This window comes from Lactococcus hircilactis (genome assembly GCF_009601015.1).
Classification (GTDB): domain Bacteria; phylum Bacillota; class Bacilli; order Lactobacillales; family Streptococcaceae; genus Lactococcus; species Lactococcus hircilactis.
Genome location: NZ_WITJ01000015.1, coordinates 16,584 through 41,927 on the forward strand (window position 1 = coordinate 16,584; position 25,344 = coordinate 41,927).

24 protein-coding genes, 1 tRNA gene and 1 rRNA gene are annotated in these 25,344 nt (G+C 38.5%); 9 read left to right on the top strand and 17 right to left on the bottom strand.

Annotation, left to right across the window (positions count from 1 at the left end; translation table 11 throughout):
- Nucleotides 1-108: 108 nt before the first annotated feature.
- The 8 genes from GHI93_RS10180 to rlmH all read right to left on the bottom strand — a co-directional run bounded on the left by GHI93_RS10180 (nt 109) and on the right by rlmH (nt 7,684).
- The gene (locus GHI93_RS10180; protein ID WP_153496953.1) at nt 109-1,959 is read right to left on the bottom strand and encodes a proline--tRNA ligase; all 1,851 of its coding nucleotides are present in this window, start codon (nt 1,957-1,959) and stop codon (nt 109-111) included.
- Between the two features lie 34 nt (nt 1,960-1,993).
- Complete coding sequence (gene rseP / locus GHI93_RS10185; protein ID WP_153496954.1) at nt 1,994-3,253, bottom strand: RIP metalloprotease RseP; 1,260 nt, start codon at nt 3,251-3,253, stop codon at nt 1,994-1,996.
- A 22-nt stretch (nt 3,254-3,275) separates the two neighbouring features.
- Nucleotides 3,276-4,073 carry a phosphatidate cytidylyltransferase gene (locus tag GHI93_RS10190; RefSeq protein ID WP_153496955.1) on the bottom strand — a complete coding sequence of 266 codons (798 nt, stop codon included), beginning with the start codon at nt 4,071-4,073 and terminating at the stop codon, nt 3,276-3,278.
- 26 nt (nt 4,074-4,099) lie between these two features.
- On the bottom strand, nt 4,100-4,840 hold the full coding sequence (gene uppS, locus GHI93_RS10195; protein ID WP_153496956.1) for an undecaprenyl pyrophosphate synthase: 741 nt from the start codon (nt 4,838-4,840) through the stop codon (nt 4,100-4,102).
- Nucleotides 4,841-5,002: 162 nt separating this feature from the next.
- The gene (gene yajC, locus GHI93_RS10200; protein WP_153496957.1) at nt 5,003-5,326 is read right to left on the bottom strand and encodes a preprotein translocase subunit YajC; all 324 of its coding nucleotides are present in this window, start codon (nt 5,324-5,326) and stop codon (nt 5,003-5,005) included.
- Between the two features lie 108 nt (nt 5,327-5,434).
- Nucleotides 5,435-6,187 carry an ABC transporter permease gene (locus tag GHI93_RS10205; protein WP_153496958.1) on the bottom strand — a complete coding sequence of 251 codons (753 nt, stop codon included), beginning with the start codon at nt 6,185-6,187 and terminating at the stop codon, nt 5,435-5,437.
- Between the two features lie 28 nt (nt 6,188-6,215).
- Nucleotides 6,216-7,079, bottom strand: coding sequence for an ABC transporter ATP-binding protein (locus GHI93_RS10210; RefSeq protein ID WP_153496959.1), 864 nt, complete (start codon nt 7,077-7,079; stop codon nt 6,216-6,218).
- A 125-nt stretch (nt 7,080-7,204) separates the two neighbouring features.
- Nucleotides 7,205-7,684, bottom strand: coding sequence for a 23S rRNA (pseudouridine(1915)-N(3))-methyltransferase RlmH (rlmH, locus tag GHI93_RS10215; RefSeq protein ID WP_153496960.1), 480 nt, complete (start codon nt 7,682-7,684; stop codon nt 7,205-7,207).
- A 348-nt stretch (nt 7,685-8,032) separates the two neighbouring features.
- Here rlmH and GHI93_RS10220 point away from each other — a divergent pair, with 348 nt between their 5' ends.
- From GHI93_RS10220 to GHI93_RS10235, 4 genes are all read left to right on the top strand, one after another.
- Nucleotides 8,033-9,250, top strand: a complete 1,218-nt coding sequence (locus GHI93_RS10220) for a S1C family serine protease (protein WP_153496961.1) — start codon at nt 8,033-8,035, stop codon at nt 9,248-9,250.
- A 612-nt stretch (nt 9,251-9,862) separates the two neighbouring features.
- Nucleotides 9,863-10,861 (top strand): LTA glycolipid anchor biosynthesis glycosyltransferase, IagA/BgsA family, encoded by a 999-nt coding sequence (locus tag GHI93_RS10225; protein ID WP_153496962.1) that lies wholly within the window; start codon nt 9,863-9,865, stop codon nt 10,859-10,861.
- Nucleotides 10,862-10,890: 29 nt separating this feature from the next.
- Entirely contained in the window at nt 10,891-12,225 is a 1,335-nt protein-coding gene (locus GHI93_RS10230; RefSeq protein WP_153496963.1) for a glycosyltransferase family 4 protein, read from the top strand.
- Nucleotides 12,226-12,258: 33 nt separating this feature from the next.
- On the top strand, nt 12,259-12,492 hold the full coding sequence (locus GHI93_RS10235) for a DUF1797 family protein (protein WP_054639182.1): 234 nt from the start codon (nt 12,259-12,261) through the stop codon (nt 12,490-12,492).
- Nucleotides 12,493-12,561: 69 nt separating this feature from the next.
- Here GHI93_RS10235 and GHI93_RS10240 read toward each other — a convergent pair whose 3' ends face one another.
- The 7 genes from GHI93_RS10240 to GHI93_RS10270 form a co-directional block, all read right to left on the bottom strand.
- Nucleotides 12,562-13,311: a tRNA1(Val) (adenine(37)-N6)-methyltransferase gene (locus GHI93_RS10240; RefSeq protein WP_153496964.1), complete on the bottom strand. Its 750-nt coding sequence runs from the start codon at nt 13,309-13,311 to the stop codon at nt 12,562-12,564.
- A 90-nt stretch (nt 13,312-13,401) separates the two neighbouring features.
- A complete protein-coding gene (locus GHI93_RS10245; protein WP_153496965.1) occupies nt 13,402-15,345 on the bottom strand; it encodes an alpha-amylase family glycosyl hydrolase in 1,944 nt (647 codons plus the stop codon).
- A 99-nt stretch (nt 15,346-15,444) separates the two neighbouring features.
- Complete coding sequence (locus GHI93_RS10250) at nt 15,445-15,795, bottom strand: hypothetical protein (protein ID WP_153496966.1); 351 nt, start codon at nt 15,793-15,795, stop codon at nt 15,445-15,447.
- A gap of 121 nt (nt 15,796-15,916) precedes the next feature.
- Nucleotides 15,917-15,989 (bottom strand) — tRNA-Thr (locus GHI93_RS10255).
- Between the two features lie 59 nt (nt 15,990-16,048).
- The gene (locus GHI93_RS10260) at nt 16,049-17,029 is read right to left on the bottom strand and encodes a bile acid:sodium symporter family protein (RefSeq protein ID WP_153496967.1); all 981 of its coding nucleotides are present in this window, start codon (nt 17,027-17,029) and stop codon (nt 16,049-16,051) included.
- Nucleotides 17,030-17,221: 192 nt separating this feature from the next.
- On the bottom strand, nt 17,222-18,370 hold the full coding sequence (tgt, locus tag GHI93_RS10265) for a tRNA guanosine(34) transglycosylase Tgt (RefSeq protein WP_153496968.1): 1,149 nt from the start codon (nt 18,368-18,370) through the stop codon (nt 17,222-17,224).
- Nucleotides 18,371-18,493: 123 nt separating this feature from the next.
- A complete protein-coding gene (locus tag GHI93_RS10270) occupies nt 18,494-18,934 on the bottom strand; it encodes a CoA-binding protein (RefSeq protein WP_153496969.1) in 441 nt (146 codons plus the stop codon).
- Between the two features lie 61 nt (nt 18,935-18,995).
- On the opposite strand from GHI93_RS10270, the gene GHI93_RS10275 reads away from it, so the two are divergent.
- The 3 genes from GHI93_RS10275 (at nt 18,996) to GHI93_RS10285 (ending at nt 20,447) form a co-directional block, all read left to right on the top strand.
- On the top strand, nt 18,996-19,775 hold the full coding sequence (locus tag GHI93_RS10275; protein ID WP_246177083.1) for a DNA/RNA non-specific endonuclease: 780 nt from the start codon (nt 18,996-18,998) through the stop codon (nt 19,773-19,775).
- Between the two features lie 214 nt (nt 19,776-19,989).
- A complete protein-coding gene (locus tag GHI93_RS10280) occupies nt 19,990-20,205 on the top strand; it encodes a hypothetical protein (RefSeq protein WP_153496971.1) in 216 nt (71 codons plus the stop codon).
- A gap of 11 nt (nt 20,206-20,216) precedes the next feature.
- Nucleotides 20,217-20,447 (top strand): hypothetical protein, encoded by a 231-nt coding sequence (locus tag GHI93_RS10285; protein WP_153496972.1) that lies wholly within the window; start codon nt 20,217-20,219, stop codon nt 20,445-20,447.
- 84 nt (nt 20,448-20,531) lie between these two features.
- Here GHI93_RS10285 and polA read toward each other — a convergent pair whose 3' ends face one another.
- Nucleotides 20,532-23,165, bottom strand: a complete 2,634-nt coding sequence (gene polA, locus GHI93_RS10290; protein ID WP_153496973.1) for a DNA polymerase I — start codon at nt 23,163-23,165, stop codon at nt 20,532-20,534.
- Nucleotides 23,166-23,410: 245 nt separating this feature from the next.
- On the opposite strand from polA, the gene GHI93_RS10295 reads away from it, so the two are divergent.
- A complete protein-coding gene (locus tag GHI93_RS10295; RefSeq protein WP_153496974.1) occupies nt 23,411-24,220 on the top strand; it encodes a Cof-type HAD-IIB family hydrolase in 810 nt (269 codons plus the stop codon).
- Nucleotides 24,220-25,143: a LacI family DNA-binding transcriptional regulator gene (locus GHI93_RS10300; RefSeq protein ID WP_153496975.1), complete on the top strand. Its 924-nt coding sequence runs from the start codon at nt 24,220-24,222 to the stop codon at nt 25,141-25,143. Before GHI93_RS10295 ends, GHI93_RS10300 begins: the two co-directional genes overlap by 1 nt.
- 74 nt (nt 25,144-25,217) lie before the next feature.
- On the opposite strand, the gene rrf is transcribed toward GHI93_RS10300, so the two are convergent.
- Nucleotides 25,218-25,333, bottom strand: a 5S ribosomal RNA gene (gene rrf / locus GHI93_RS10305).
- Nucleotides 25,334-25,344 lie beyond the last annotated feature (11 nt).

A 25,344-nucleotide genomic window follows, 5' to 3' on the forward strand; every position in this document is an offset into this window, starting at 1 on the left:
TTCTGATGTCTTTGACGCCTGATGCGCTGAGACGTTTTTCAATGTGAAACACCTGTCAGTACTGACAGGTGATTTGTGTTTGATTTTCCATTGATTGAATCTTTCTGCTTACTGATTCAAGATTTCAATCGTATTCACCAGCTCATCTTTGTTAATTTCGATCACTTCACCTGTCGTACGAATCTTAACTTCGACAATGCCTTCTGTTGCTTTTTTTCCGATCGTGACACGAACAGGAAGTCCAATCAAATCGCTATCTGCAAACTTCACTCCAGCGCGTTCATTGCGATCATCTACCAAAACTTGATAGCCTTTTGCATGAAGTTTTTCTTCAAGTTCATTCGTCAAGCGCATCGTTTCTTCATCTTTGATGTTGACAGGCACAAGATGGATGTCATAAGGCGCGAGTGCTTTAGGGAAATTGATGCTCCAGCTAAATTTGAATTCACCCTTTGGTGTTTTTTCAACGTAAATTCGAGCGAATTGTTCCAAAACAGCGGACAAGAGCCGGCTGACACCAATCCCATAACAGCCCATAATCATTGGCATCGCTTTCCCATTTTGATCCAACACTATTGCATGCATCGCTTCTGTATAGCGTGTCCCGAGTTTGAAAATATGACCAATTTCAATCCCTTTTGCAAATTTTAATGTTCCACGACCATCTGGTGAGAGTTCTCCTTCACTGACCGTGCGTAAATCCACGTATTCTGAAACTTCAAAATCACGTCCAATATTAGCATTCAGATAGTGATACCCATCTTCATTTGCGCCAACGACTGCATTTTTCACCACTTCCACTTCACGGTCTGCGACAATTTTTACACCTTTTAAGCCGACTGGTCCAAGTGAGCCAAAATGCGCTCCCACAAGTTGTTCAACATCGTCTGGGTTAGCTGCTTCAAGAAAATCAGCATGCAAGAAATTCGTTAATTTTACTTCATTGAGCTGATCATTGCCCCGCAATAATACCACAACTAATTCATCATCTGCTCGGTACACCAACGTTTTGATCGTTGTATTGGGATTGATATTCAATAATTCTGCGACTTCATCAATGGTTTTTGCGCCCGGTGTTTCAACTTTTTGAAGGTCCAATTCTTCTGTATAGCTGGCTTTTTTTTCAAACCAGCTTGAGGCCATTTCAATATTTGCGGCATAATCACCGCCCTCAGCATAAACAATCGTATCCTCACCTGCTGTCAGCCACGCTGCAAGTTCTGCTTGAATATCTTCGAGTGTCGTTTCAGGAATTTCATCCATTGACTCAATATTTTTACTCAAAACAACCCATTGACTCAAATCTGTCCGATCGGCAGTGACAGCCATAAACTCTTGACTATCTTTTCCTCCCATCGCACCTCCGTCCCCAATGATCCCTCTAAATTCAAGCCCAGCACGCGCAAAAATGCGTTCGTAAGCATGTTTATAGGCTTCATAAGTCTCATCAAGACTATCATAATCCGCATGAAAACTATATCCGTCTTTCATGATGAACTCACGACCACGCAAAAGTCCATAACGTGGGCGTTTTTCGTCACGATATTTGGTTGCAATTTGATAGACATTTAAGGGCAATTTTTTGTATGACGTGATTTCATCACGCACAAGAGCCGTCATCGTTTCTTCATGAGTAGGGCCAAGAATAAAATCTGAATCATCTCGATTTTTTAGCTTGTATAAGTCTGCGCCGTAAGTGTCATACCGTCCTGATTCGCGCCACAAATCTGCTGTGAGTAAGGTTGGCGCAAGCAATTCTACCGCACCAATTTCATCAAATTCTTCACGCATGATCGTTTTTAATTTTTCCAAAACACGGTTGGCCAGTGGCAAATAAGCATATATCCCTGCTGAGATTTGGCGAACATATCCCGCTCGAACAAGAAGTGCATGACTAATGACCTGCGCATCGGAAGGCATTTCACGAAGTGTAGGAATAAGCATTTTTGATTGTTTCATTTTATTTTTCCCTTTTTAAATAATAATCTTAATTTTATCTGATAAATAAGCGCATGATGTCATTCCATGTGACGGCAAGAAATAACGCAAACATGAAAACCACACCAATCATCGTGATGAACGATTCTTTTTCTTGCGAAAGTGGTTTGCGCCGGATTGCTTCAATGAGGTTGAGGACGATTTTTCCTCCATCAAGCACAGGAATGGGGATGAGATTGACTAAGCCGAGATTGATGGAAAGCATGCCAATAAAGCTAATGATTGTGATTAATCCACCCTTTGCAGCTTGACCGCTCATTTGATAAATCGCAACAGGTCCACCTAAATCATTGAGATTTGGTCGTACAAAGAGCTGTTGCAAGGCTCTAGTAATCGCAGTAAACATGTATGCCGTTTGTTGGAATCCGCCTGTCACTTTATCCCAAAATCCTGTTTTTAGGGGAGTTGTAATACCAACACGATAAGCACCGTCTATTTTTTTAGGTTGAATCGCGAGTTGTTTTTTACTGCCTGAGCGCACAATATCGAGCTCAATTTTTTTTCCTTGCGACTTTTGAATTTGGGCAACAACGGCATCCCAAGTGTTCGTTTTCACACCATTGACGGAGGTGATTTCATCATTCGTTTTTACGCCTGCAACATAAGCAGGTAATCCTTTTTCGACTGTCCCAACCTGGTTGATTGGATTTGGAACTCCGCCTTGCATAAATGTTACGACGATAAAAGCAACCAAGCCTAAAATAAAGTTGTTCAAAGGACCAGCAAAGTTCGTTAAAATTTTTCCTATCACACTTGCGGATTGATATTGAACATCCAATGGTGCAATCCGAACTTCTGTCCCATCTTCTTCAATGATGGTCGCGTCATGATCCACATCATACGTTTGATGTTCTCCAAAAACCTCCCCTTCAATCGTGAGCGATTTTTCAAAATCGTATGCCGTCACAAGTATCGGAACAGCACCATCAAGTTCGACACGATCTGAAAGATTGATGCGTTTAACTTTAGGACGCTCCTGTTGCATTTCTAAAACAAGCGCGGCAGGTTGTCCTTTTTTGATTTCTGTTTTATCTTCTCCCCAGCCTGCCATGCGGACATAACCTCCAACAGGTAAAATCCGAATGGTATAGACGGTTCCGTCTTTGGCTTGATGAGCAAAAATTTTTGGTCCCATACCAATTGAGAATTCTCTAACGAGGATTCCCGCACGTTTGGCCCACCACAGATGACCATATTCGTGAACCACGACAATGACACCAAAAACGATGATGAATGTTATGAGCGTTTTAATCAATAAAAATCTCCTCTGTCAATTTTTAGAATAACCCAAGTATGTGCATGATTGGAAAAACGAAAATCAAGCTATCAAAGCGATCTAAAATTCCACCATGTCCTGGCAAAAGTTTTCCTGAATCTTTAACGCCAAAGTGACGCTTGATGCTAGATTCTACCAGATCTCCAATTTGGCCTACGATAGAAAAAATGATTGTAAAGAGAATCAGCTTGAGATAGCCGAGATCTGGCAATTCTTTGTTATATAGGAAGTACATTATAAGAGCGACAAGCACTGCGCAAAGAATTCCTCCTAAAGATCCTTCAATGGTCTTATTTGGAGAAACAGCAGGTAAAAGTTTATTTTTCCCAAAATTTTTACCAATAAAATAAGCGCCGATGTCTGTTGTCCAAACGATGAACAGTGCTAAGAATACGATTGCAATGCCTGCGTTTTTAGCGGACAAAAGATTTTGAAAACCAATTCCGACATAAAAAGCAGATAAAAATGGAAAGCCAACATCTTCAAAACTGTAACTTCCTTTTGAGAGCACCATTCCTGTCAACATGATAAATAAAAAGAGTGTAAATAAGCCAAACCCACGATCGATATTAATGCCCAGCCAGCTTTGTCCAAAAGGGAGGGCCAGGCTCAAAGCCGCTAACGTCGATAAAATGCCTTCAAATGAGAGCAAATGTAATTTTGCCATTTTGAACATCTCTTGCATGGCAATAATCACAAGGACTGCCACTAAAAGTTCAAAATAAATGGGATTATTAAGTAGGAGCAATCCCAGAAAAACTGCGCCAGCAATTACTCCTGTGATGATTCGTTGTTTCATTATTCCTCCGTTTTGAGTTCAAATCTTTATTTATTTTTTACTCCGCCAAAACGACGATCTCGCTTTTGATACTCTAAAAGCGCAAGATCGAGTGCGGTTTCGTCAAAATCAGGCCATAAAACTGCTGTGAAATAAAGCTCGCTATATGCAGATTGCCAAGCTAAAAAGTTTGATAAGCGCTGCTCACCTGATGTCCGAATGACCAAATCAGGTTCTTGATAAGCGCTTGGAAGGACGTTGGTTTGGAGTTGTGCAGCCAAATCTTGTTCTGTCAGTACTGACAGATCTTGTCCTGCCTTTGCCATGGCTTGGATCGCCAAAATAATTTCTCGACGTCCGCCATAATTCATGGCGAAATTAAGAATCATTCCCGTGTTATTTTCAGTGTCTTTTGCAGCACGATCAATTGAAGCAAGCGTTGCTTTTGGAAGGCCTTCCAGCTCGCCCATCCAGCGAATCTGAATGTTTTCTTTGTTCAAAATCGGCACATATTTGCTGTAAAAATCAATCGGCAAACTCATAATAAATTTGACTTCATCAAGCGGTCTTGTCCAGTTTTCAGTCGAGAAAGCATAAACAGTCATCACTTTGAGGCCGCGTTTTTGTCCGTGAATCGCAATCTTTTTGAGTGCATCCATTCCAGCTTTGTGTCCAAAAATACGCGGTTTTCCTTGAGATTTGGCCCAACGACCGTTCCCATCCATAATGATTCCCACGTGTTTTGGCAGCGGAATTTCTTCTTGCAAGTTGTTTGAATAGTTGTTCATAATACCTCACAGTTAGTATTCCTATTTTACCACACTTTGCTGTCTTTTTGTAGCCTGCAATGATTAATTGTCGTATGTTTAAGAATAAAAAAAGCTGTCAGCACTGAGCCGCCTTTCATTTTTAAGAAAAACGCGCTGTCAGTACTGACAGAATTTCAAAATTTAGTTTTCTTCAATTGGACTTTCAACGACGGATTCAACTTTTCCGACTGTTTCAGGTGCAGCTGGATTTTTTACTGTTTTTACAGCGGCACGATCAAACGTTAAAATCACACCTTCACAATCTAATTCGATGGTTCCTTTGGCCTCATCAATACTCGAAAGAATCCCGTGCAAGCCACCAATAGTTGTGATTTCTGAACCTGTTTGCATTGCATTAAGTTGGTTTTGACGTTGTTGTTGTTGTTTTTTTTGTTGACGGTTCATAAAGAACATCATTCCACCAAAAACAATGACAATTAAAATTAGTGAGATTGGACTACCCATGTTTATATCCTCTTTATTTCATTTCTTAGCTCATTTTTTTGAACATTATGTCCATTGTATCACAGGATGAGAGCCCTGTCAAATGCGATTGTTTATACGCGTCAGTACTCACAAATCTTGTCTGATCAGATTAAAATAACCTGCTAAGCCAAACGCGATAATTTCGACCACTGATAAGGTTAAACCAATCCAACTTTGTTGTCCCATAATCCCGCTCGCCATTCCACCACTCGCAGCAGAAATAGACAAAGAAAAGGTACTTGTGATAATTCCAACAGCAAAACTAATCCCCAGATAAACAAACACTCCCCAGAATTTCCCACGCGTAATGATTACAACGAAGTACAATAACACGATGGACGCAATACCAGATAACACGGCATTAAATAAGAATAACCACGCATCTGAACTGGTAAATGATGTGATGATGGATTGAATAAAATTGATGAATTCTGAGCTGAAAAATCCAAGCAATAAAATCACAGGAATCACTCCGATGACTAAATAAGCAATGATATTCGATAAAATCGTCGCTAAAATTTTGATGAAATAAAAGTTACTCCGTTTCACTCCACTTGCGATCACCAAACTCAGGACTTTATTATTGTAATCCGTGCTCAACAAGTGCCACGGATAAATGATAGAAAAGGCCAGAAAGCCAAAAAACAAGGCCAACACAAAGGGAATCTCAAAGAAAACAAGGGAAGAAGGGGTTGAAACATCTCTTTGAGTGTTAAGCAGATAAACGCCAATTCCTGACGCGATTGCAAATAAAGCCGTCAAGCTTCCAATCACAATCAGATAAGCTTTATCCCTGAAATTTCGATACAATTCCATTTTAAAAATATTTGATTTCGTCATACGTTCTCCTTTTTTCGTCCACTTGTTGTTATTTTACAAACTCTGCGAATTTTGATTCTTTTTTGATTTCTTCAAACATCAAATCTCGACTGACACAGGCTTGGAAAATCGTTTGGAATTGCTCTGGCGTTGCTTCAAAAATAATCGATTCTTCGCGCTGCTCATAAGCGTGTCCTTCATTTTTTAATACCTCTGTCAGTACTGACGGATCGCTAACAACGACTTTATAGCGCAACATTTGACGTGTATCTGTCAAATCAAATGCTTCTGTGAATGTGCCATCCGCAAGCACGAAAACCTCATCACAAAGTGCTTCAATATCTTCTTGAACATGACTTGAAATCAAAATCGTTTTTCCTGTTTGTTTAAGATTAAGCAGATATTGTCTGAACCACAACACAGATTTTGCATCAATGCCGCGCAAAGGTTCATCAAAAATCAGCACCTCAGCCTCATTCATGAGCGAAATCAAAAGCAACAACTTTTTACCCATTCCTAATGAATAAGCACTCACTTTCAAATCCAAAGACGCTAATAGATCTAATTCATCGGCTAATTTTCTTGCCAAATCTTCATCAAAATTGCCGCGCAATCCGCCAAAATAACGCAGATTAAACCATCCCGTATAAGATTTGTAAAGTTCGATGTCGTCCAATAAGATCCCTGTTTTTGTCAGTACTGACGAATTTTTTAGGACGTTTTCGTCATTATAACTCACCGTACCAGAATAATTCGTGATGATATTGGTCAAGGCTTTAAAAAATGTTGTTTTCCCAGCACCATTTTTTCCAACGATGCCATAGATTTTTCCTTCGTCAAAGCTCGCAGTAACCCCATTGAGCACTTTTCTCATTCCATAAGCAAATTTTAAATCTTCAACTTTAATTTTCATCGCAAACCTCCTTTTCTCCCATTATACCACGACTTTAAAGAAAAATTTCAAAAAATCTCAAACAAAAGCATTTCTCTTGAATTTTTCTGTCAGTACTGACAGGATTTTTTTCTTACACCATTCGTTTATTTGTGATAAGCTGAATGACGATTGATCATTTGTGCCCGATAAATCTGCTCCATCATGACCAACCGCATCAGCTGATGTGGAAGAGTCATCCGTCCAAAGGAAATCTGAACATTTGCGCGCTGAATTACTTCATCGCAAAGCCCGAGCGATCCTCCAATAATAAAAACAAGATTTTTCGTTCCATAAATTTCTGCATTTTTCACCAGATCTGAAAGGTCCTCAGACCTTATCAATTTCCCTTGAATCGCCAAAATGATCACCTGATCCTCTGGCGTCAAACGTCCCAAAATTCGTTTTCCTTCTTGATTTTTGATCTGTTCCATCACTTTTTTTGACGCACGATCTGGAATTTTTTCATCACTTAATTCAATGATTTCCACAGGTATCATTGTGGATAACCTTTTTTGATATTCTGAAATCCCTTCTTTTAAATACTTTTCCTTCAATTTCCCGACCACAATCAACTTAATTTTCATGATTACTCGCTTTATTTATTTTTCTCTACTTAATTTACCAAAAAATGATGAATTTTAAAACAATTTATCCTCATTTTTTCAACATTTTCCGCTTTTCCCCTTATGAAAAAAGAATGAAAGCTTGAATTTATCAACAATTATCCCTGTTTTTCCACTTTTCTGTGGAAAACTTATCGTTTTATTCCACTTGTTCACAAAAAAATGCAACTTATCCACAAAATTGTGCATAATCCTGATATTATTTCCTTTTTACCAACAATTAAGGTACTATTAAGTGTGTGAGGATAAAATGAGTCTCATAAGCTAAGCAATTAAAAAAATACAAACACGAAGAAGGGAATTTCCATTATGGCAAAAGGTGAACTTACAAAATTTATCTTGACTGGTGTCGTCGGCGGTGCTGTCGCACTTGGTGGAAGTATGATTTATCAACAAACACAAGGCAACCCAATCACAAATAGCACCAACACCGCACACGTCCAAACTGTAAAAACCAGCGTTTCGACGAGTACCACTCAAGCAGTCAAAAAAGTATCCAATGCAGTCGTTTCTGTCCTCAATTATCAACAATCTAGCAATTCAGGGGATATTTATGACTCCATTTTTGGCAACAGCAACAATAGCCAATCGCAAGCCTCTTCTGGTCCTGCCAGTGAAGGCTCAGGCGTCATTTACAAAAAAGATGGCAATACAGCCTATATCGTCACGAACAATCACGTCATTGAAGGCAATACTTCTCTTGAAGTCCTTATGGCTGGTGGACAGCGCGTCAAAGCAACCGTTGTTGGAGCAGATTCCTATACCGATCTTGCTGTCCTCAAAATAGACGCAAAATACGTCAAAACAGTAGCCACTTTCGCTGATTCAAGCAAATTGACGATTGGAGAACCTACAATTGCTGTGGGTTCCCCTCTTGGAAGTCAGTTTGCAAATACAGCGACCGAAGGGATCGTTTCAGCAATCAACCGGCAAGTGTCAATGACCAATTCTGAAAATCAAAATGTCAATATCAATGCCATCCAAACTGATGCTTCCATTAATCCAGGGAATTCTGGAGGGGCTTTGATTAATATCGAAGGACAAGTCATCGGCATCACTCAAAGTAAATTAACCACCACAGAAGATGGCAGCACCACAGTCGAAGGGATGGGGTTTGCTATCCCATCCAATGATGTTGTTAATATCATTGCAAAATTGGAAAAAGACGGAAAAGTAATTCGTCCAGCACTTGGCATTACCATGTATGATCTTGCAAACTTTAACACTGATGATCTTGCAAAACTCAAACTACCAGAAAGTGTCACTGGTGGAGTTGTTGTTAATAGTGTCCAATCAGGTATGCCTGCAGCTGAGGGAGGTCTAAAACAAGGAGATGTCATCACCAAAATCGGAGATACGACGATTACCTCATCAACAGATCTCCAAAGCGCGCTTTATAAATATAGCGTTGGAGATACGCTTTCTATCACCTATTATCGTGACGGCAAAGCACACACCGCTTCACTCAAATTGAATAAATCAAGTAGTGATTTAAAGAACCCCACTAAATCCTCTAGCAATCCATAAAAAAATGCTCTCATCAGAGCGTTTTTTTAATCTCAAAGTGCAGTCAAAAATAAAGAACAAACAAAAATAAAAAAATGTGGAATGTTTAGGATCAAATACGATTTGAAATTAATGAAAAGAGAAACGGAATTAAAAATCCAGCGCATATCAGTAAGTGCGTGTACGTCCGTGCATAAAATGTACGATAAGTGTCAATGAAAATCCTTATCGCAATCCCAGCGCCAAAAAACAGACTATGGAGTAAAGATGATGCTCGTTTTCAGAACTGTTTAAAATTACTTTAGGAGACATGCTTGCGTTAACTTTCTTATAATCATTCACTTCTTCTCACCCTTCACCCCGCCCACTTTAAAATAAAACACATGAAACACATGAAACACAAGATACAATAAAATCAAGACCAATGAATGAAATGAAACATATAAACTCCCAAAGCGCAACAGGTCATTTTTCGTTTTAGTATAACGCACGCAACTTTTTTTCAGTTTGGAACTTTCTTATCTCCGCTTTACTTTATCGCACGACTTTCTTAAAAAATTTTTTATTTTCATACTTAAGTCTTAAAATCTCTTATCAATTCTTAGTGATTTTGTGGTAGAATAGAAAGTAAGCATGAAAATTTTATTATATTTAGAAGCCGAAGATTTTTTGAGTCATTCAGGAATCGGTCGAGCAATGAAGCATCAACAACGTGCACTTGATTTAATGCACATCGATTGGACAAAAAATCCAGAAGATGACTATGATATTTTACACTTGAATACGTATGGTTTTAAAAGTTGGAAAATCCTTAAAGACGCAAAAAAAGCAGGAAAAAAAGTAATTTTTCACGGTCATTCAACCAAAGAAGATTTTCAAGATTCTTTTCTTTTTTCAAATTTGGTCGCACCACTTTTTAAACGCTATTTGATGCATTTTTATAATGCAGCAGATTTGATCATCACACCAACGGAATACTCCAAGCATTTGATTCAATCTTATGGCGTGACGTGTCCGATTATACCAATCTCAAACGGCATTAATTTACAAAAATATGAGCGCTCCGCTCAAAAAGAAGCGGCATTTATTTCCCATTTCAATATTCAACCTGGTGAAAAAGTGGTGATTACTGCAGCGCTTTATTTCAAGCGTAAAGGAATTGATGATTTCGTAAAAGTAGCCCAAAAAATGCCAAATGTCCGTTTCATTTGGTTTGGTTATCAAAATCTTTGGACCATTCCAGGCTGGGTCAGACGCATTGTGAAAAAAAATCATCCAAAAAATGTCGAATTCCCAGGATATATCTCAGGCGATGTTTTTGAAGGAGCCATGACAGCAGCCGATTGTTTCTTTTTCCCTTCTCGTGAAGAGACCGAAGGAATTGTTGTGCTTGAAGCACTGGCGAGTCATCAAAACGTCGTCGTACGTGATATTCCAGTCTATAAAGGATGGTTGGATGAAGCATCAAGCAGCATGGCAACGGATGTGGATGGGTTTACCAAAGCCATCACAGAAGTCCTAAACGGCACTGTTGATAAGACTGAGCATGGCTATCAAGTCGCTCAAGCAAGAAGTATTGAACGCTCTGCCCAACAGCTGCTCAAAGCGTATCAACACGTTTATAATCAATAATGAATATTAAATGAGGAGCGGTGACTTTTATGAGAGTCGGTTTATTTACAGACAGCTATCTTCCGCAAGTGAGCGGTGTAGCGACAAGTATTCAAACACTAACACTAGAACTAGAAAAACTTGGACATGAAGTTTATATTTTTACAACCACAGACGAAAATGCGGATGTAGATCATGAGCACAATATCATCCGGCTGCAGTCCATTCCTTTTGTTTCTCTTGCGGAGCGTAAAATAGTCGTTAAAGGTGTTTTTGCAGCTTATTTGATTGCACAAGAATATCATTTAGACATCATCCATACACAAACAGAGTTTGGGATGGGCTTACTTGGAAAAATGGTCGCTCAACAGCTTCGAATCCCTGTCATTCACACCTTGCACACGAAATACGAAGATTATGTTCATTACATTGCAAAAGGACGGTTGATTCGGCCAAGCATGGTCAAATACATCATCCGAAACTTCTTGCGGGGCACAGAAGGAATTATTTGTCCAAGTGAGATGGTTCTTGATACAGTCAATAGTTATGGTGTAACAATTCCAAAACGTGTGATTCCAACAGGAATTGAAATCAATCGATTTAAACGTCCTGACATCACAGATCTTGACGTTGCAACACGACGTGAAGCATTGGGAATTAAACCTGACGAAATGATTTTACTCTCACTTTCACGCATCGCTGCTGAAAAAAATATTCAAGCAGTCATTCGTGCTTTACCTGAGGTGCTTGAATCTTTTCCTGTGAAGTTGGTGATTGTTGGACATGGTCCTTATGAGAGCGCACTAAAGACGTTAGTGGATGATTTAAACTTAAATCAGTCTGTAATTTTTACTGGACAAGTTCCTAATGAACAAACAGCTTATTATTATAAAATGGCAGACTTCTTTATTTCTGCTTCAACTTCTGAAACGCAAGGGTTGACTTATCTTGAAGCCATTGCTGCTGGAACACGCGTTTTAGCTTGTGACAATCCTTATTTGGAAGGATTAATTGATGACCCTGAGTTTGGGCGTTTATTTGCAAATGAAACAGAAATCGGAAAAACGATATGCACAGCTTTGAGCGAATGGACACCGATTCAGTTGGATCGCTTTAATGACAAGCTTTATGAGATCTCTGCAGAAAATTTTGCAAAACAGGTCTATCTTTTCTATCTTGATGTCATCATTGAATACAAAACACGAAAACACTTGGAAGAAAATCGACTTCCTGCTAAAATGGAAGATGTAGTTCGCCAAATGCCACTCCATGTGACACGAAGCATTAAACGCGAACAAATTCGTGCAAAATATTTTGCTAGAAAAGCGAGTAAACTTGCAAAAAATTGGCAGACTTATGTTAAAATAGATAAGGACAAAGAGTGAGGTCAACTCGCTGATTTGAAAGGAAATGAAAAAATGAAATCACATTTATTAGCGATTATGAATCGCTTAAATCGTCTGGTTGAAAGTGGTGATCCAAAGGAAACATATAACTTTGAGCGCGAAGGCGAAATTATGGCTACCGTTAGTTTTGCGACTGACGAAGAAGGAAACGGTGTTTTCTCTATTCGTTATCCCAAGCAAAAAGATGCCGCTTTATTTGATGACATCGACCTTGTAGCAATCGAAATTTACGATATGATTTATTAATAAACGGCCATCGCCGTTTTTTTATTTTTGTCAGTACTGACAAAAAAACGTAGCAACTGTGCTACGCTTTTAGTGTGTGCCATAATAAATTTCGTTGATGGCGTCTGTGTATGTCCCATCATCATGATGAACAATGAGAGGAGGTAAAAAAATTTCTCCCCCAGGTTTTCCATCTTTGATGGCATCAATTAATAAGATATTTGCGGGTGTATCTGCTTTGGGGTAAACAAATTGAATCCATTTTGGCTGTAAGTTGTGAGCACGCATTTTATCGACGATTTCAAAAAAACGCTCTGGACGATGAACCATTGCCAGATGTCCGTTTGATTTGAGAAGTTGTTTTGAAATTTCAAAAATTTCGTCCAAATTTGTTGCAAGTTCATGTCGAGCAAGTGTATAGTGCTTACTGTCATTGAGATGACTTGCGTGATCCACTTTAAAATAAGGAGGATTACAAAAAATAAGATCTGTACTTGAATGGCTCAAATAAGTGAGCGCTTGATTAAGATTGTCATTAATGACAGACATTTGTGTGGCCAATTGATTCAGCTTGATTGAGCGCGCTGCCATGTCTGCTAAACGTGCTTGAAGCTCTAATTCAATAATCTGCGCTTTTGTTTTATGACTTGCAAAAAGTCCGACCGCTCCATTACCAGCACACAAATCAACAATTTGCCCCTGTTTGGGTAAGCGCGGAAATCTTGCCAATAAAATTGCGTCAATACTGAAACTAAAGACTTCTTTACTCTGTATAATTTTCACACCAGAAGCGGCAATTTCATCAATGCGCTCATCTGAATTTAATTCAATTTTTTCCATGATTTTATTATACCAAGATGTTTGCACAAATGCGGGAAACAGTATCAACAAAGAATAAAAAAACTGTAAACAGCTTTTTTATTCTTTGTTTTATTTGATTTTGAAGACCATTGCGGTTCGTGGAGCAAGGACGAGGTGAAGCTCCCCTTTTGACCATCCAAAACTGCTGCGAGGGCCAAAGCCGCCGTATTTATTGTCATCCGTATCAAAAATCAGCTCAGGTTTTTCTTTTGTCAGTAATGACAAGGTTTGCTCATAGCTTGGATGAAAATTAAAGACAAAAAGTAAGTCTCCTTTTTGGTAAGCCAGAAGCTTATCTTCGTTTTTGATCCATTTTTGTGATAATTGATCCGTTTGATTGAGAAATTTAAAGCGATGCTCTAAATCAATCATATCCTGATCAAAGGCCAATAAATACTTGAAGCGTAACTGTGGATCTTCTGATAATGACCATTGTCTTCGTGCGTGCTGATAATCGTCTCCATTGCCTGGACGTGGAAAATCGAGCCATTCTGGGTGGCCAAATTCATTTCCCATGAAATTTAAGTAGCCCTCACCAGCTAAACTAAACGTCACGAGTCGAATTAATTTATGCAGTGCAATGGCGCGATCAATGATTAAAGAAGGGCTGTTGATGTCCATTTTCCAGTAAATTTCATCATTGGCAAGCCACATCATGATTGTTTTATCTCCGACGAGCGCTTGGTCATGACTTTCAGCATACCCGATATTTTTCTCCCCTGGGCGCCGCGTTGTTAATTCCCACCACAGCCCCATCAAATCGAGCGTATCATCTGTTTTTTCTTTGAGTTGTTTGATCCAAAAATCTGGAATCCCCATTGACAAACGATAATCAAAACCAATTCCGCCCGATGAAATTGGTAACGCCATTCCTGGCATTGCAGACATATCCTCAGCAATCGTCAGCGCTTGTGGATTAATCTGATGAATCAACTCTTGTGCGAGCATCAGATAAGTCACCGCTTCAACATCTGTATTTAGTGAAAAATATTTGCTATAATCCGTGAAAGCTGTTCCTAAACCATGATCATGATAGAGCATTGAAGTCACTCCATCGAATCTAAAACCATCGAAATGATACGTTTCCATCCAAAACTTCAGATTAGACAGTAAGAAATGAATCACTTCATCTTTTCCATAATTAAATAATTTCGTATTCCAAGCCGAATGTTCCCCGCGCGCTCCTTCATGAAAGTACTGAGCTGTTGTGCCATCAAAAAGATTAAGTCCGTCTCCCACATTTTTTACGGCATGCGAATGTACAACGTCAAGCAACACGCGCATTCCCAAACCATGCGCCACATCAATCAACTCCATCAGATCTTCTGGTTGACCAAAACGACTTGAAATCGCAAAGAAATTAGACACTTGATAACCAAAACTTGCATAAAGTGGATGCTCCATAATTGCCATGAGCTGAATCGTATTGTATCCCGCTTTTTTGATTCTTGGTAGAACGTCGCGCGTAAATGCTTTGTAAGTATTGATACGATATTCCTCTGTTGAGATGCCGATATGAGCTTCATAAATCAGGGGGGCCTCTTTTATTTGAGGAGTTTTATTTTTAAAATGGTACTGTGGATTCACAATCACACCATCCAGCTGTGCAGTCTCGTTTGGTATGGCATACATCGCATAAGAAGGCACCCGATAAACCGTCTGACCATTTTCCAAAATCAGTTTCACTTTGACTTTTGATCCTACAGGTAACGTCCCAGGACTTGAAATCTCCCAAACTCCACCATAAGCTGCTTTGAGTTCAAAATCATTTTCCCAATTATTGAAATCCCCGACCAAAAAAGCACGTTTGGCAGCAGGCGCCCATTCTCTAAAGGTCCAGCGATTTTCTTCTTGCTGAAATCCGAAATATTTGTAGCCGTTCGCGAAATCAGATAAACTACCATTCACCCCAAGTAACCTCTTTTTTGTCCGCGCATACTCAAATAAGCGCAAGGAAAGATCTTCTTTAAAGGGTTCAAGATAAGGATCATAATCTAAAATATTTAGTGGCATAAGCTTCTCCTTTTATTTCTTACTTCTTACTTCTTAGTTCTTAGCACCATTTTATCACTTTTGGAAAGGTTTTCATAATTTTTATGTCCTTTTTTTCAATTAATCTGAAAAACCAAACCAAGGATCTTCTTCGTCAGTACTGACAGCCTGCTGTTTCAAATGCGAATCATAAGTGTCTGGCATAATTTTAGAACTCTTGAGCTGTGGAATTTCACTGTACGCATTTGGCTGTGACGGATGTTTTTCTAATGCCTCAAAAGAATGATCAATTAAATTCTCCTTATTTTCAAATGTTTCTTTTTCTAGCAGCTGAATATAATTATAAAACTCTGATAATAGAGAAAAATAATAAGTTATTTCCTCTAAATGTTCACTCGTTTTAAATATCGCTTGTGCTTCTCCCCACTGCTGTGCAATGCGTTTACTTTTCAAAAATACATCGTAATTCATTTTCCACTCCGTTCAAATTAATTTCTTAGTTTTATTATACCTTAAAATTTTTGTCAGTACTGACAAAAAGAAAAAAACACGTCTGTAAACGTGTTTTCAAATTGCGTGAAAGCAAATGTGATGCCGACTATAGGAATCGAACCTACGACCCCTTCGTTACGAGTGAAGTGCTCTACCGACTGAGCTAAGTCGGCACAAATTTGTTGATCAACAACTTTTTTATTATAGCAAATTTTTATTTTATTTGCAAGGTTCAATGCGCAAGAGGATGAATGAGCGTTTTTGGTTGAGTCCTCTTTTCTTTTTTCTCACTCTGAGTGCGCCAATAAGAGGATAAAACAGAGCCTGAAATATTATGCCAGATTGAAAAAAGCGTGGACGGAATCGCTGCAGCAGGGACAAAATACTTCATTGCAAGTGTCGCACCTAAACTTGAATCTTGCATCCCAACTTCAAATGTAATGGCTTTTTGCTGTGATTTATTGAGATGAATGACTTTACTAAACAAGTAGCCAAGGCCATAGCCTGATAAATTATGCAGCATGACAACAGGAATGATAATCGCTGTTTCTGTGGTAAAAAGATGAGCATGATTGGCTGAAAAAACGACACCAATAATCGCTAAAATCGCGACCTGTGAGATGAGTGGCATCACTGGAGTAACTTTTTCAACGGGTTTTCTAAGAAAAGTATGCACCAAAACTCCTAAAATAATCGGTGCAACAACGATTTCTAATGTACTAATAAATAAATCCGTTGTAGGGATATGAACATATTTTCCAGCATAAACAGTAAGTAAAAATGGAATCATCACGGGTGCTAAAAGTGTTGAGAGGGTTTCAATCGAGACATCTAGTGCGACATCTCCTTTCGCAAGAAACGCCATGACGCCAGATGAAGTCCCCGAAGGACAAGATCCTACTAAGATGACACCAACTGCTGCTGATCCTGTCAAATGAAAAATTTGAACTAAAATAAAAGCAATAAGCGGCATAATCACATAATGCGCGACGGTTCCTAGAATAACTGCGATGGGTTGTTTTGCAATCCGTGCAAAATCTTCTTTTGTGAGTGTCAGTCCCATTCTAAAGAGAATCACACTCAATAAATAAGAGACATTAGGAGCAAACCAAAGACTGGTTTTTGGAAAAAAGTAATTGAATGCTGCCCATAAAATAACTAAAAGTGTAAACCATTTACTGATTAATCGACTGGTTTTAACAATACCGCTCATTATAAACTCCTTTGATATAAATATTTGAACAATTCCGAATTCAGTATATTTATTTTGAATTCAATAAAATATATTATATCATTATAAAATATAAAGTCAAAAATAAGCGTAGTTTTATCAAAAAAACTTCAGAAAAAGACAAACGGAAGGATTGACTTTAATCTGAAGCATCTTTTGCTGCTTTTTTAATTTTTAAAAATCTTTTGCATTTGGTAAATTATAGCCATAGCGCTCACAGAACGCTTCACGGAATTCCAATAAATTATCATTAATAATGGCTTGACGCACCTCCATCATCAAATGAACTAAGAAATACAGATTGTGATAAGAACACAAGCGAAGTCCAAACGTTTCATCTGCTTTGATTAAGTGTCGTAAGTAAGCTCTCGTGTAGTTTTTGCAGGTATAACAATCGCACATGGGATCAAGCGTGGTAAAATCATATTCATACTTGGCATTCTTGATATTCACGCGCCCAAAGTGGGTCATCAACGTGCCATTGCGTGCGATTCTGGTCGGCAAAACACAATCAAACATGTCCACCCCGCGAATGACGCCATCAATTAAACTATCTGGCGCACCGACACCCATCAAATAACGTGGTTTATCTTCTGGCAGCAACACTGTCGTATAATCAAGCACCGCATTCATTTCTTTATGCGACTCCCCAACCGCAAGTCCACCAATCGAATACCCTGAAAAATCCATACTCGTCAAATCCCGTGCAGACTGCTCACGCAAATCCTTGAATCCAGCGCCTTGAACAATACCAAAGAGACCTTGATCATGCCAGCGTTGATGAGCGCGTAAGCCGCGTTCTGCCCAGCGTGATGTGCGCTCAATCGAATTTTTCACATAATCATAAGGTTGATAAAACTGCGGACACTCATCAAAACTCATCATGATATCAGAACCAAGATTATTTTGAATGCCAATTGACGTTTCAGGAGACATAAATAACGCACGTCCATCCAAATGACTCTTAAATTTCACCCCTTCTTCTGTAATGTTTTTTTTATTTTCAACTAAAGAATAGACTTGAAATCCACCAGAGTCCGTCAAAATCGGCTGATCCCAGTTCATAAATTTGTGCAGTCCTCCTGCTTGAGCAATCAATTCATCTCCAGGACGATTCCATAAATGATAGGTATTGGAGAGAATAATTCCAGAACCAATTTCTTTTAATTCCTCAGGGGACTGAGTTTTGACTGTCGCTTGCGTACCGACAGGCATAAACATAGGTGTTGGAAATGTGCCGTGCGGAGTGATAATTTCACCAAGCCGTGCGCCAGTGTGTTTTTCTTTTTTTATTAAACGATATTTTATCGCATGATTTGTCATCGAATTTTCCTTAAAATATAATAATAGCTCTTACAAGTATATCAAAAATCTTGCGGTAATGCTATTTTACGCCACAAAAAAAATTCTGTCAGTACTGACAGAATAAAATGCTCAGATCACATTTTATTTTTTTCCAAGACCTGAATAAGCATACTCGATTTTAATGCAACGATTCATGACGATTTTATTTCTTCTGGCAGCTCGAAGTATCTGCTCAGCTTCTTGAGATTCAAGACCCAATTGCGCCCAAAAAACTCCTGCATCTGTCTCAATAAAATCTCTTGCAACATCTGCTAAAAATTCACTGCGTCTAAACACATCGACAATGTCAATATGAAATGGAATGTCCTGAAGTTTTTCATATACTTTTTCACCAAGCACTGTTTTTCCTGCCAAAATTGGATTTACCAATGCTAAACGATACCCATTTTTTTGCAGACCTTGTGCGATGAGATAAGAAGTGCGATCTATTTTGTCAGAAATTCCAACCACAGCAATGGTTTTCGCCTCCTTCAAATACTGAAAAATTTGTTCTTGTGATGGATTTTCAAATGCGTCACTCATCTTTTTCTCCTTTTATTGTATTTTATAAGTAATATTATATCGCATTTGCTATAATATGGATATGAATAAACTTAGAAAAAACCAAAAAAGTGTGCTTTACCCGCTCATTATTTTGCTCCTTGCGACTTTGGGTTATTTTGCAACGCAAATACTCACGACGCCACACTCGGCTTCACCTGCTGCTACAGAAGCTCTTTCAAGTGCGATTGAAGAAAAACCACTGCCTTTTAAAAATCAACGTCAGATGGTACTTGGAAGACTTGATTCTCTTTCTCGTGCGACAAATGCGCATATTCAACTTAAAAATGCGCAAGAACCACACCTCAAACGTGAGCCGTTGACTTACAATCCTGTCGGTTGGCATAATTATCATTTCTATTACAAAACGAGTGATGGACAGACCCAAAAAGCATGGTTGATGAGTCGAGGACATCTCGTGGGTTATCAATTTTCTGGTTTGAATAATGAGCCAAAAAATCTTGTGCCAGAAACCATGTGCTTTAATGGTGGAAACTACTCTGGCATGAATGATTCAAACAGCACAAGCATGCTATATTATGAAAATCGTTTAGACAGTTGGCTTGCCAATCATCCACATTATTACCTTGATTATCAAGTCACACCGCTTTATCATGGCAATGAACTTGTGCCTCGTCAAATCCGCCTGTCTTATGTCGGCATGGATCAAAAAGGGCAGCTTCTTTCCATCACACTTGGTGGTCCGCTTGAAAAGAAGGGTAAAAATGGCACGACAGAAGTGATTTTACAAAATCAATCTCCGAATGCAAAAATAAATTACGATACTGGAACTGCGATAAATACCGTCAAGAAAGCTTACTGAATAAAAAATCATACAAAAGACTGAAAAAAACAGTCTTTTTTCTTGTTATAATTGAGTCAGCACAAATAAAAAGTAATCAAAAAGTCTGAATTTTTGAACCGGCTTGCACAAAAGCAAAAAAATCCTTCTTTTTTGACATTTTTTACCACATTTATGCTGACATCTTGTTATAAAAAAATTATCAAGCCAATACGGCCATTACTGGAGAAAAACGATGTTGATTCTTTTCATCTTATTTTTACTTGTTTTTGCAGTGCTGAGAGGTTTTTTCAAGTTCATCCTTCCACTTGTTATCGCCATTATTGCACTCAAACTCATCTTTTCAAGCATTCTTTTGCTTTTTAACTTGCATTTTTGGATGTTGCTATTGAGTGTTGGATTTTTCACTTGGTTGATTGTCACAGTTTCCTCTCAAAAGAGAAACTATTAAGGAGGTAAGTCATGTTTTTTGGTTCATTCATTCTGTTTGCCTTGATTCTATCACTTTTTTTCGTTCATTTTGGGATCCTTGCGTTTCATATTTTTTGGCGGTTTATCCTTCCAATTCTTCTCGTATTATTTGTCATTCGCCTTGTGATTAGCGGGATTCTCCTGCTCTTTAATCCCTATTTTTGGCTTTTGATTCTCGTGATTGCCGGCGTCATTTGGTGGATGAATCCTTTAAAACGCTAAACAATCGCTCCATGAAAAAACGTTGTCAGCACTGACAGCGTTTTTTTGATTCCTATTTAGCCTTGTCAGTACTGACAAAATCTCCTATTTTGCTTCATACCACGTAGCGCCGATGTTTTCATCGACTTTAAGCGGAACAGTCAATTCAACGGCTTGTTCCATTGTTTCACGGACCAAAGCTTTTACCTGATCCAATTCATCATTGGGGACATCAAGAATGATTTCATCATGCACTTGCAATAAAAGTTTTGCGTTTAGATGTTGCGTTTCTAAAGCACGATCCAAATTAATCATGGCGATTTTTAAAATATCACCTGCAGACCCTTGAATTGGTGCATTAATGGCTTGACGTTCTGCGGCATTTCGGATATTGAAATTCCTTGAATTAATATCCAAAAGTTTCCGTCTGCGATTGAACATCGTACTGACATACCCTTTATCTTTGGCTTCACGCTTCGTATTTTCAATATAATGCGCGACTTCTGGATAGCGTTCAAAATAAGTTGAGATAATCTCAGCTGCTTCTTTATTTGGAATTCCGAGTCGTTTTGCAAGCCCATACTCTGTCTCTCCATAAGAAATCCCAAAATTGACCGCTTTTGCTTGACGCCGATCATTTGCACTCACCTCATTTGCTGATGCAATATTGAAAACACGCATGGCCGTACTTGTGTGGATGTCCGCGTCCGCTTTGAACGCAGCAATCAAATTCGGATCTTTCGCAACGTGTGCAAGCACTCTGAGCTCAACTTGTGAATAATCCGAGCTCAATAATGTCGCATGTTCACTTGGAATAAATGCTTTACGGATTTTTCTTCCCTCATTGAGACGCACAGGAATATTTTGAAGATTTGGCTCTACTGATGATAACCGGCCCGTTTGTGTCAAATCTTGCACGTAACGCGTATGAATTTTTCCATCCGATGCGATTTGTGGAATCAAGCCCTTCACATAAGTCGATTGCACTTTTGAAACTTGACGATATTCCAAAATTTTTGCCACAACATCAGAAGTCACTGCGAGATTTTCCAACACATCCACGGCTGTCGAATAACCCGTTTTCGTCTTTTTTCCATGGGGCAAATTTAACTTTTCAAACAAAATGACTCCCAACTGTTTAGGCGAATTGATGTTAAATTCCTCACCTGCAAGCGCATAAATTTCTTCTGTCAGTGCTGACAGACGGGTTTCATTTTCACGCCCAATCGTTTCAAGCGTTGCTTTATTGACCGCAATTCCCGTTATTTCCATTTTTGCAAGTACCTCAGAAAGAGGCAATTCCATTGCTGTCAGTAATGACAACTGCTCGTTTTCTTCTAGTGCCGCAATCATTTTTTCTTTTGAAACCGCTAAAGTATGAATTTTTTGAGCAAGTGTACCAAACAATTCCGCGTCATCTGGTACTGCCAATTTTGCCCCTTTCCCATAAATTTCCTCGTCAGACTTCAAGCTTGCATCTGCATAAAGTTTTGAAATTGTTGAAATTCTATTATCCTCAGTTGTCGAAATCAAGTACTTTGCAAGCATTGCATCAAATTTTGCAAGCGGAAGTTTAATCCCCAAACGATTCAATAATACCCGATTTTTCTTGAAATCATACGTGTTTTCAGGAAAATCAAATGCTGTCAGTAATGACAGATTTTTTGAAACAAAATGCTCGTTTTCATTTCCCCAAGCAAAACCAATCACCTCTTCTTTATGATAATTTCCCCCAAGAATTTCAAGATAAAAGAAATCATCTGGCTTCACTTTTATTTCGTCAGCACTGACAACGACCTGATACGCTACCTTTTTCACCGCAACAGGATGATCATCACCACTTTTTTCTAATTGTCCTCCTAATTTTTGCTTAAATTGCGCAAATCCCATTTCATCATAAAACGCCAAGAGTTCTTCCACTTTTGGTCCACGATAAATCGTATCCTCAAGCCCAATTTCAATTGGCGATGACACATTGATCGTGGCCAATTTTTGAGATAAAAATGCCATTTTTCGATCTGCAATCAAATGTTCCTTCATCTTCGACTTTTTCAGTTCATCAACATGGTCATACAATTGCTCCAAAGAGCCCCATTCATGTAATAAATTCAGAGCTGTTTTTTCCCCAACCTTCGTCACGCCAGGATAATTATCCGACGCATCTCCCATTAAAGCTTTTAAATCAATGAATTGAGTGGGTGTCAGCCCCATTTTATCCTTCAAATACTCTGGCGTCCACGCTTCAAATTCCGCTACACCCTTTTTTGAAATCTCAACAGTCGTATTTCCATCTACCAACTGGATCATATCCTTATCTCCAGTGACGATGGTCACATCAAACGAAACATCTGGTGCTTCAGCCATTTTATCCAAAGTTCCAATAATATCATCTGCCTCATAATCAACCAATTGATAATGAGCCAATCCAAGCTTATCAATCATTTCCTTAATAAACGGAATCTGTTCCCTAAATTCATCTGGAGTTTTAGATCTTCCCCCCTTATAATCTTCAAACATCGCCGTCCGAAACGTCGTTTTCCCCGCATCAAAAGCAATCAACACATGCGTCGGTTGAATTCGCTCCATCAAATTGGTCAACATCAAATGAAAACCATAAATCGCATTCGTATGCAATCCAGAAGGAGCGATAAACCGATCAATCTGTTGATATAATGCAAAAAACGCTCTAAAAGCCACCGACGACCCATCAATCAATAATAATTTATTTTTATTTTCCATCTCTATTCTCCCTTTTTTCTACGCTTGTTCTGTTTTCCTATTCATTCAAATCAATTTCTCTCTCAAATCATAAAAAATTGAACTTTACTAAATTATAACATTTTAAACACTCCTTTTGGAATTGCTCAACTTTCACCAATTTTATGAAAAACACTTCCATCAGCAAAAATAAAAACAATATTCCTTGACATGGAACGCGTTTCATAAATTAGAATAGAAGTATCAAAGAAAAGGAGCTTCACAAAATGAAAATTAAACACATTTTTACAGATATGGATGGCACATTGCTAGACTCACACGGAGTTTTATCCGATACAAATCATTGGGCCATCCATTATAGTACGCTTCCAATTACCTTAGTTTCAGCGCGCAGCCCGATAGAAATGAATGACGTATTAGACACACTACAACTTTCCACCCCTCAAATTGCATTCAATGGAAATTTAACATTCACACAAAATCAATTCGGCATCCAAATCTTAGATAAATTCCCCCTAAACTCAGAAGCAGTCTTCCAAATTTTAGCTTACGTTTCAAAAGAATTCCCAAAACTAAGCCTAAACTGGTATAGTCTTGCTCACTGGTACACCAACAAACAAGATAAAGGAACGTTCATTCAAAAAGCACTGACAGGCATCGCGCCAAGAATCAAACCATTCGATGGACAATCAGAAATCTACAAAATAATGATCATTGGCTTTGACCAAAACGATCTTTTTCAACTTCAAAACCAACTTAATCAGCTGGAAATCCCAAATCTCTCCATTCAACAAAGCGCTCAGCACTATTTAGAAATTACTTCTAATAAGAGAACAAAGGCCACTGCAGTCCAGTCCATCCTTGACGATGAAGATTTAGATTTTACACAAATTGCTGCAATTGGTGATGACCAAAACGATATTCCGCTCCTTAAAGTCGCAGGTTTAGCTATCGCAGTAGATAACGCTGACTCAGAAGTAAAAAAACATGTTAAAATGGTAGTAGCAAAGAATACAGAACATGGTGTGGCAAAAGCCATATCAGCCATCAATACATTTAATGAACAGGTAATTTAATGACCTCACTAACCGATTTAGCAAAACTCAGTGGCTTTTCCAAAGCTACCGTTTCACGTGCCCTCTCTGGAAATGGTTATGTTTCTTTTGAAGCTCGAAAAATTATACAAGATTTGGCAAATGAATTGGATTATACGCCTAATGCGATTGCTCAAGAACTTGCTTTCGGAACGACCAAAAACATCGGAGTTGTTCTCCCCTATGTTAAACACCCATTTTTCAGCCAGATTTTAGAAGGAATTCTTGATAAAAGCTTTGAAACTGGCTATAAAATTGTCATTCTTCCTTCAAATTACGATCAAAATTTAGAACTTCAATACTTAGAGCAACTCCGTAAAAAAGCATTTGAAGCCCTGATCTTTACTTCCAGAAAGATATCTGAAGAAACAGTCCTTAACTATCAAAAATATGGACCAATTATCTTATGCCACAATCCCAAATCCAAAACAATTTCAGCCAGCTATGCAGAAAGAGAAATCGGTTATCGTGATGCTTTTCAATGGCTTAAAAAACAAAATTGTACAAATGTAGGTTTTCTTTTTTCGCGCTATAAAAGTCCAACTACTTCCGTCACACTCCAAACTTATACTGAAACCTATCAACAAATGGTTAGACCTGAACAAATAAAAACCGGAGCGGTTTTTTCAACAGACGGTTACAAGTTAGGACCTGAACTCACTCAATTTGACAGTATTTTTGCCAATTCAGATGATATTGCTGCAAATGTATGGTGCTGGTTTGAAGAAAATAAACTACCTAAACCAATTATTATTGGTCAAGAAGCTTTGATTGCAGGAAAACTATTAAAACTCCCCAGCGTTGATAATCACTTTTTACAAATTGGACGCTTAGCATTTGAACTCGCCATTTCAAAAGAGATAAAACAACTTGCTATAAAATCAGAATTCATTCTTCACCGATAAAAAAGTCCCTTTGGGGCTTTTTATCTTCACACAAAAACAGCACAAAAAAAAGAAGCCATAGCTCCTTTAATTCAACTTAGCACCGACCCTATCTTGCAGGGGGCGACCCCCAACTACTTCCGGCGCAGAAGGACTTAACTACTGTGTTCGGCATGGGAACAGGTGTATCTCCAACGCTATGGGCACTAAATCATTCTCGAA

Bases quoted from the DNA above. Each gene is read 5' to 3' on its own strand.
- yajC (WP_153496957.1), bottom strand. From the start codon at position 5,326: ATGGGTAGTCCAATCTCACTAATTTTAATTGTCATTGTTTTTGGTGGA.
- GHI93_RS10285 (WP_153496972.1), top strand. From the start codon at position 20,217: ATGTTTTTTGGTTCATTCATTCTGTTTGCCTTGATTCTATCACTTTTT.
- rlmH (WP_153496960.1), bottom strand. From the start codon at position 7,684: ATGAAAATTAAGTTGATTGTGGTCGGGAAATTGAAGGAAAAGTATTTA.
- GHI93_RS10180 (WP_153496953.1), bottom strand. From the start codon at position 1,959: ATGAAACAATCAAAAATGCTTATTCCTACACTTCGTGAAATGCCTTCC.
- uppS (WP_153496956.1), bottom strand. From the start codon at position 4,840: ATGAACAACTATTCAAACAACTTGCAAGAAGAAATTCCGCTGCCAAAA.
- GHI93_RS10275 (WP_246177083.1), top strand. From the start codon at position 18,996: ATGAATAAACTTAGAAAAAACCAAAAAAGTGTGCTTTACCCGCTCATT.
- GHI93_RS10280 (WP_153496971.1), top strand. From the start codon at position 19,990: ATGTTGATTCTTTTCATCTTATTTTTACTTGTTTTTGCAGTGCTGAGA.
- polA (WP_153496973.1), bottom strand. From the start codon at position 23,165: ATGGAAAATAAAAATAAATTATTATTGATTGATGGGTCGTCGGTGGCT.
- GHI93_RS10190 (WP_153496955.1), bottom strand. From the start codon at position 4,073: ATGAAACAACGAATCATCACAGGAGTAATTGCTGGCGCAGTTTTTCTG.
- GHI93_RS10245 (WP_153496965.1), bottom strand. From the start codon at position 15,345: ATGCCACTAAATATTTTAGATTATGATCCTTATCTTGAACCCTTTAAA.
- GHI93_RS10270 (WP_153496969.1), bottom strand. From the start codon at position 18,934: ATGAGTGACGCATTTGAAAATCCATCACAAGAACAAATTTTTCAGTAT.
- GHI93_RS10225 (WP_153496962.1), top strand. From the start codon at position 9,863: ATGAAAATTTTATTATATTTAGAAGCCGAAGATTTTTTGAGTCATTCA.
- GHI93_RS10220 (WP_153496961.1), top strand. From the start codon at position 8,033: ATGGCAAAAGGTGAACTTACAAAATTTATCTTGACTGGTGTCGTCGGC.
- GHI93_RS10210 (WP_153496959.1), bottom strand. From the start codon at position 7,079: ATGAAAATTAAAGTTGAAGATTTAAAATTTGCTTATGGAATGAGAAAA.
- GHI93_RS10250 (WP_153496966.1), bottom strand. From the start codon at position 15,795: ATGAATTACGATGTATTTTTGAAAAGTAAACGCATTGCACAGCAGTGG.
- tgt (WP_153496968.1), bottom strand. From the start codon at position 18,370: ATGACAAATCATGCGATAAAATATCGTTTAATAAAAAAAGAAAAACAC.
- GHI93_RS10260 (WP_153496967.1), bottom strand. From the start codon at position 17,029: ATGAGCGGTATTGTTAAAACCAGTCGATTAATCAGTAAATGGTTTACA.
- GHI93_RS10235 (WP_054639182.1), top strand. From the start codon at position 12,259: ATGAAATCACATTTATTAGCGATTATGAATCGCTTAAATCGTCTGGTT.
- GHI93_RS10230 (WP_153496963.1), top strand. From the start codon at position 10,891: ATGAGAGTCGGTTTATTTACAGACAGCTATCTTCCGCAAGTGAGCGGT.
- GHI93_RS10295 (WP_153496974.1), top strand. From the start codon at position 23,411: ATGAAAATTAAACACATTTTTACAGATATGGATGGCACATTGCTAGAC.
- GHI93_RS10205 (WP_153496958.1), bottom strand. From the start codon at position 6,187: ATGACGAAATCAAATATTTTTAAAATGGAATTGTATCGAAATTTCAGG.
- GHI93_RS10300 (WP_153496975.1), top strand. From the start codon at position 24,220: ATGACCTCACTAACCGATTTAGCAAAACTCAGTGGCTTTTCCAAAGCT.
- GHI93_RS10240 (WP_153496964.1), bottom strand. From the start codon at position 13,311: ATGGAAAAAATTGAATTAAATTCAGATGAGCGCATTGATGAAATTGCC.